Origin of the sequence: Microbacterium sp. (assembly GCF_026393345.1) — a bacterium.
GTDB lineage: Bacteria > Actinomycetota > Actinomycetes > Actinomycetales > Microbacteriaceae > Microbacterium.
Genome location: NZ_JAPLAI010000013.1, coordinates 1 through 5,930, shown reverse-complemented (window position 1 = coordinate 5,930; position 5,930 = coordinate 1). Strand labels below are relative to the sequence as shown.

6 protein-coding genes and 1 pseudogene are annotated in these 5,930 nt (G+C 63.4%); 4 read left to right on the top strand and 3 right to left on the bottom strand.

What is annotated here, in order from left to right:
- Positions 1-174: 174 nt before the first annotated feature.
- The 4 genes from NT132_RS01810 (at position 175) to NT132_RS01795 (ending at position 4,528) form a co-directional block, all read left to right on the top strand.
- Complete coding sequence (locus NT132_RS01810) at positions 175-1,359, top strand: hypothetical protein (protein WP_297783905.1); 1,185 nt, start codon at positions 175-177, stop codon at positions 1,357-1,359.
- A 547-nt stretch (positions 1,360-1,906) separates the two neighbouring features.
- Positions 1,907-2,557 carry a hypothetical protein gene (locus NT132_RS01805; RefSeq protein ID WP_297783902.1) on the top strand — a complete coding sequence of 217 codons (651 nt, stop codon included), beginning with the start codon at positions 1,907-1,909 and terminating at the stop codon, positions 2,555-2,557.
- Entirely contained in the window at positions 2,554-3,711 is a 1,158-nt protein-coding gene (locus tag NT132_RS01800; RefSeq protein ID WP_297783899.1) for a DUF262 domain-containing protein, read from the top strand. The genes NT132_RS01805 and NT132_RS01800 overlap by 4 nt, the downstream gene beginning before the upstream one ends.
- Positions 3,712-3,802: 91 nt before the next feature.
- Positions 3,803-4,528, top strand: coding sequence for a hypothetical protein (locus tag NT132_RS01795; protein ID WP_297783896.1), 726 nt, complete (start codon positions 3,803-3,805; stop codon positions 4,526-4,528).
- 196 nt (positions 4,529-4,724) lie between these two features.
- Here NT132_RS01795 and NT132_RS01790 read toward each other — a convergent pair whose 3' ends face one another.
- The 3 genes and pseudogenes from NT132_RS01790 to NT132_RS01780 form a co-directional block, all read right to left on the bottom strand.
- Entirely contained in the window at positions 4,725-5,231 is a 507-nt protein-coding gene (locus tag NT132_RS01790; protein WP_297783893.1) for a hypothetical protein, read from the bottom strand.
- Positions 5,228-5,533, bottom strand: coding sequence for a transposase (locus NT132_RS01785; protein WP_087625650.1), 306 nt, complete (start codon positions 5,531-5,533; stop codon positions 5,228-5,230). Before NT132_RS01785 ends, NT132_RS01790 begins: the two co-directional genes overlap by 4 nt.
- A gap of 126 nt (positions 5,534-5,659) precedes the next feature.
- Positions 5,660-5,859: pseudogene (locus NT132_RS01780) on the bottom strand (IS3 family transposase); the annotation flags it as partial.
- Positions 5,860-5,930 lie beyond the last annotated feature (71 nt).

Below are 5,930 nucleotides of genomic sequence, written 5' to 3'. Positions count from 1 at the left end.
CCCCGAGGGCACCCGCAACGGCCTGCTGTTCTGGGCGGTGTGTCAGGCGCTGCGCGACGGGCACGACGCGCTGACGTTCGATCTCCTAGAGGGTGCAGCGGTAGTCGCGGGCCTAACCGAGACCGAGGCGCGCCGCACGATCGCAAGCGCGCGCAGGACGATGGGCGCGGCATCGTGAGCGTGCCCGGAGTCCCGCCGAGCGTCGAGCCGCTGCCCGATCCCTCGGTTGTGTGGTCGAGCGATCGGCCTGAGCTGGCAGCGCTGCTGTATGAGGCTCGCAGGCGTATCGCGTCACCGTGGGCGCTACTCGCGGCGGGTATCTGCCGCTCTCTGCTCACGATCCCGCACACCGTCCGATATCGCTCGGCGCTGCACCCCGAGGGCACCCCGCTGAATCTTGCCGTGGCACTCGTGGGCCGGTCGGGGGCGGGTAAGTCCACCGCCATTCGGGGCGCAGCTGGTGCGGTGGTTTTCGCCGGGGAGGACGTGCCTGACACCGCGCATGCGCGCAGCGGTGAGGCTATCGCCACGATGCTGGGCAGGGTCCAAACGGCGAAGGGCGAAGATCCGGTGCTGGTGTTCGCGCGGCTAGATCATGCCGTGTGGCTGCACTGGGATGAGGTCGGCCAACTCGCGCAGCAGGGAGATCGCACCGGCTCGACCATGCTCGAAACGGTCAAGTCCGTTACCTCGGGGGAGACCCTTGGGGGGCAGAACGCGAAGGGTGACGGCGTGACGATCCCTGCCGGGTCCTACCGCGCAGTGCTCACGATCGGAGTCCAGCCGCGTCGGGCGGGGCCGCTGCTCAGTGAGGGTGCGGTAGCTGGCGGGCTGGCAGCGCGTTTCGTGTGGCTGGTCGCTGAGGACGCCGAAGCCGCCGGCGCGCCGCGTCCGAGCACCGAGCACCCGCCCGTGCAGGTTCCCCTCTCGCAGTGGGATGGGGTGCGCTTCGTGGACGCGCTGCCCGAGATGGACACCGCACATGAAGCGGATACGCGCGCAGCTCACCGAGGGGAGCGAGACCCGATCAATAGCCGTGTTCTGCTGAACCGCGCGATCATCGGCATAGCCCTGGCGAACATGGCAGGCAGATCGCACCTGACGCCCGAAGATTGGCACCTGGCGGGCGGAGTGCTCGCGCATTCGCTAGACACGCTCGACGCGGTAGCGGAGGAGCTGGCCGAGCCGGATGAGGCCGAGCGGGCACGCGGGCCGCAGATCGAGCAGCGTCTGCGCGAGCGCATGGCAGAGATGCAGGCGCAGGGTGTGCCGTTCTATGAAGCGCGGCGCAAGCTGTCGAGAGCGCAGGGGGATCGGCTTACCGAGCTGCTGCACGCCGAGCAGTTTGCGCCCTGGTGATTCAGCGTGCTAGGGTCGGTCGCACCGTGGGGACCTTATAGGGGGGTCAGGGGGGAGGTATATCTACTAGCGGTAGATCATTCCGCAAGTAGGTGAGCAAGAGTCCTCCGCCCTCTACACGGGTCGGCCTCACGACCCGAGACCAGACGACGCGCCTCGCAGCGCCGGCAGAACAGCCGAGCTGCGAGGCGCATCGTCGTGTGGCGGTATGGTGTGGCGGTAGGTGTGGCGGCGGTGTGGCGGTGAGTATCACGCAAGAAAAGTCCTGGTCAACCGGCATTTATTGCCGAACTGTGGCGGTGTGGCGGTGTGGCGGCGCGGTCCCACTCTGACGCACCCCGTTTTTTCTGAGAGAGGCACCCCCACACCCCGCCCCAGTTCTCATTCTCACCGGGAGAATGCCTGAAATATCCGGGTAGACCACAACGGTCACCGAGTGCTCGGTGAGACCGCGCGGCGCTTGCGCGAGGGAAGATGACCGCGCGGTAGGACCGGCGTGCCCAGACCGCGCGGGCACCAGAGCGCCAGCGCCATGCATACTGGTCGAGTGGGGACGACGGACGTGGACCGGGAGATTTCCGCCGCGGTTCGAAGCTTGGACCCTGCGGCGTTCACGAGCATCCACATACTGGATCGCGTCCCCGCGATCTTCGACGATCGTGCACAGTACGCGGCGTGGCGGTCAGACCTTGGCGCGGAACTCGAAGTCGATCCGCTGTGCGTGGTGGTTGTCGGTAGTACAGCGGTTGGTGTCAGTCTCTCGCCGAGGCCGGACAAGCGTTTTCGTCCTTATCACGACGACTCGGATGTGGACGTTGCAGTGATATCGCCCCGACACTTCGATGAGGCCTGGCGGTGGTTGCGTGCGCTTGGCCCGCTCGACGCGCTGAAAGGTCGCCCCGATGAAGCGGATCTGCTGGGCTGGCACCGGCGAAGCCTCGTTTTCGATGGCACGATCGCGACCGACCGCCTCCTGCCGTACTTGCCCTTCGGAGCGGTCTGGCAATCGGCTCTCGGGCGCGCATCTCGGCGTCCGCCTACGCTTGATCGCGACGTGAAGGCGCGCATCTATCGAGATTTCGAATCGCTACGTGAGTACCACCGTCGCAACGTAGAGTCGCTGAGGGCCAGCCTTCAGCCGGAACCACCCCCCAGTGAACCGATGGTGGCGACGGGCCAGGAGGCGGAGACGCAATGACAACAACCACGAGCAATCAGCGATTCCTGTCGGCGACGATGCACACAGTGTCCTGGTTTTGGAAACGGTTCAAGGCCGAGGAACTGATTCTCCAGCCGCCGTTCCAACGCAACCCCGTGTGGGGTGAAAAGCAAAAGGCGGCATTGATCGACACCATCCTGAAGGGGTACCCGATCCCTGAGCTTTACCTTCAGACGACGGTCGACGCGAGTGGTGACGAGAAACACGTCGTGGTTGACGGGCAGCAGCGCATCCGTGCGTGCTTAGAGTTCCTCTCGGACGATTTCGCGTTAGGGGAGGACTCCGGCACGCTCGCCGGCTCGACGTTCGAGGACTTGTCACCTGAACAGAAGCAGACCATTTTCGAGTACAAGTTCGTCATCCGAGAACTACCGGCCCTGTCAGAGCCTGAGATCCGTGAAATATTCGGGCGGCTCAACCGGAACAACGTGGTGCTCAACGCACAGGAACTGCGCCATGCCACCTATTGGGGCGAGTTCATCTCTTCGATGAAGGCGGTCAGTCAGAACGAGTTCTGGGTTACGTCAGGAATCTTCACGGTGAACGATATCCGTCGCATGCTGGACGTCGAGTTCATTAGTGAGATCTCAGTTGCCCGCCTATACGGGCTGCAGAACAAGAAGACGACGCTAGACAAGTTCTACAAGTCCTTTGAAGTCGAGTTCCCTGACCGGGCACAGATCGAGCGCGACTTCGCGACGGTCTTGGGCGAACTTGCACAGATCCTCGACTGGCCCACGAAAACGCGATGGAAGGGAAAGACGGACTTCTACACTCTCTTCCTCGTGTTGGCCAAACGCGAAGGTGAGATGCCCTTCGATCGTGAGACCCGGGACACGCTCGCTAGCAGGCTGCGAGTGTTCTCCGACTCGGTCAGCGCCTACCTATCGGACCTGACGCCAGCGGAACAGCTTCTACAAGCTCGCGGCTACGCGCGCGGCGTGCGCGCATCGAGTGACCTCGGTAGCAGGCGAATCCGCGACACGGCGCTTGAGAGCTATCTGTTCGACCTCCCGTACATACCTCCGGCAGACGTGGTGGAAGAATTCGTGGCTGGGCTTGACCCCGACGGCGACGATGTTGGTGATGATGATGATGATGGTGATGATGATGATGAGGTCACCATCGCTTAGTCGTACGAGATCGCCTCTGTCTGCTGCTGGGGTCGAGTCACGACGCCGCGTGTCAAGCCCGAGCTTCTCGCGCGAACGATAGCGTCACTGCATGCCGGGAACGATCGAACCTCTTCGCGATGGGCCGAAGGCCAAAGTGCCAGAGGTCCGCAATGCGTACCGATTTCTCAACGGCACACATGGTTCCGTCGCGGGAATCGTCAGCGCGTCACAGCGACTCTCCGACATACGACGCGTCGCTAACAAGACCACCGTCGGACGTCTGGCGAGTGAGGAAGTTGACCTCCTACGTTCGGCCATAGTGATGACCTCCAGCGGCATCGACGCATCGATGCAACGCATCATCTGGGATGCCGGCCGGTACCTCATCCCCATCGGCGGGACCGCCGCACGTGCTCAGTACGAGGCTGAGCTCAAACAGGCGCTTTCTGGGAAGGACAAAGTCGATGAGGACTTGAAGCGTGCGATCATCGGCGCTGAGCCTGCCGAACATCTGCTGGTGTACTACCTGCGTATGAAGACGAAGGCGAGCTTCCAGGGCAGCGGCGACTTGAAGAAGCGGGTTCGAAACGCCTTGGGCGTCCCGAACTCAACTGTGCCCGATGCAACCCTCGAATCTCTCGATCCGTTCTTCAAGGCTCGGAACAACATCGCGCACTCAATGGACTACGAGCGCCCTGACGAGTCAGGCCGGCGCGCACGCGTGCACCGCTCGGTCGATGACGTGACCTCAATGTGCAACAACGCCCTTGGCATTGCGGCGGACCTGCTGCACGCGGTCTCCGATGTCATCGTGGCCAACAGGCCTGTTCGCTGAGGTGCGATTGCAGCCCAAACGAGCGCGCGGCGCACGGCTGTAGCGCCACCCAAGCATCCGCGCGGCTCACTCAGTCCGACATGGCGGCGCAGGCACTCGCGGGGCACTCTGAGGGCACTACGCCGGCACTCACGGGCACTCCGACACGGTAAACAGTGGTCAAGTGTGGTGAAAGATCGACTACGCTAATGCCAGGTCAGAGGGCGGTTTGCCCCGAGATTTCAAGCAACCAGCCACGGGCACATAACGTGCAGGGGGTCAGGGGTTCGAGTCCCCTCAGGTCCACCAGACGACGCTTACTCGAACCATCGACCAAGTTGATGGCGGTGAGGGTGGCGTCAGTTTCAACCGAAGTCAGCCAGGCTTGCGATTCATCGCTGGCCTGGCTGTTTTCGATTGTGGCGTGCATCTCGCGTGCCCAGGCGCGCTGGGCTTCGATGAGCAGCTGTGCGGGCTCGGTGAGTTCGGACTCGACCCGATTCTCGTCAAGGACCCAGAGGTGCTCGAAGATTGCCTGGTTCAGTTCACGGCGCATCTGGTCGTCGGCGTTCAGATACAGCTCGCGGGGGTTTGCGAGCAGTGCCAGCCAGCCGCGGATGTAGTCAATGCGGTAGTAGGGCTGTCTTGCGAGCTTCAGGACCCGGCACGACACCGTGACGGGGATCCCCGCCTCGGCGAGCTCGGCAACGAGCGGGTACGTCATTTTGGGGAGCCACCCAGTTTCAGGTTCGCCTGCGACAGATATGCCGCTGCCTTCCTGAGGACTTCGTTCTCCTGCTCGAGGAGACGGTTACGGCGGCGCAGCTCTCGCATCTCGGCGGCCTCGTCTGCCGTCTGACCGGGACGCTTGCCTTCCTCGACATCTGCTTGGCGGAGCCAGTTCTGCAGCGTCGCCTCGCTGACTCCGAAGTCAGTGGCGATCTGCTTGATGGTGACGCCGCTCTCACGGCGGCGGGCGACCGCGACGACGTCTTCGCGGAACTCTCTCGGATAGGGACCGGGCATGATGACATCCTTCCCGCCAGCGCCTCCCGGCACTAACGATCAGTTGTCACCGATCCGTTCCTCACGCCCGATCGTCATCGTCAGCTCCGCATCCGCGAGAGCCCGCGGTGATGGCGGTCGACGCACCCACTCATAGTAGCCAGACTTCGAGACGTTCAGGAACCGGCAAGCCACCACGACGGGAACACCGTCCGCGGCGAGCTCCTGGACCAGCCGGAACCCTATTTTGGGAGCACGTTCTCCCTCGCGAAGTAGGCCGACGCGCGCTTGAGGATCTCAATCTCCATCTCCAGCACACGGTTCCGGCGCCGCAACTCGACAAGCTCACGGTGCTCATCGCTGGTCATGCCGGGCTTGCGGCCAGAGTCGACCGCGTCCCGATTCATCCAGTTCCGCA

Bases quoted from the DNA above. Each gene is read 5' to 3' on its own strand.
- NT132_RS01800 (WP_297783899.1), top strand. From the start codon at position 2,554: ATGACAACAACCACGAGCAATCAGCGATTCCTGTCGGCGACGATGCAC.
- NT132_RS01795 (WP_297783896.1), top strand. From the start codon at position 3,803: ATGCCGGGAACGATCGAACCTCTTCGCGATGGGCCGAAGGCCAAAGTG.
- NT132_RS01790 (WP_297783893.1), bottom strand. From the start codon at position 5,231: ATGACGTACCCGCTCGTTGCCGAGCTCGCCGAGGCGGGGATCCCCGTC.
- NT132_RS01785 (WP_087625650.1), bottom strand. From the start codon at position 5,533: ATGCCCGGTCCCTATCCGAGAGAGTTCCGCGAAGACGTCGTCGCGGTC.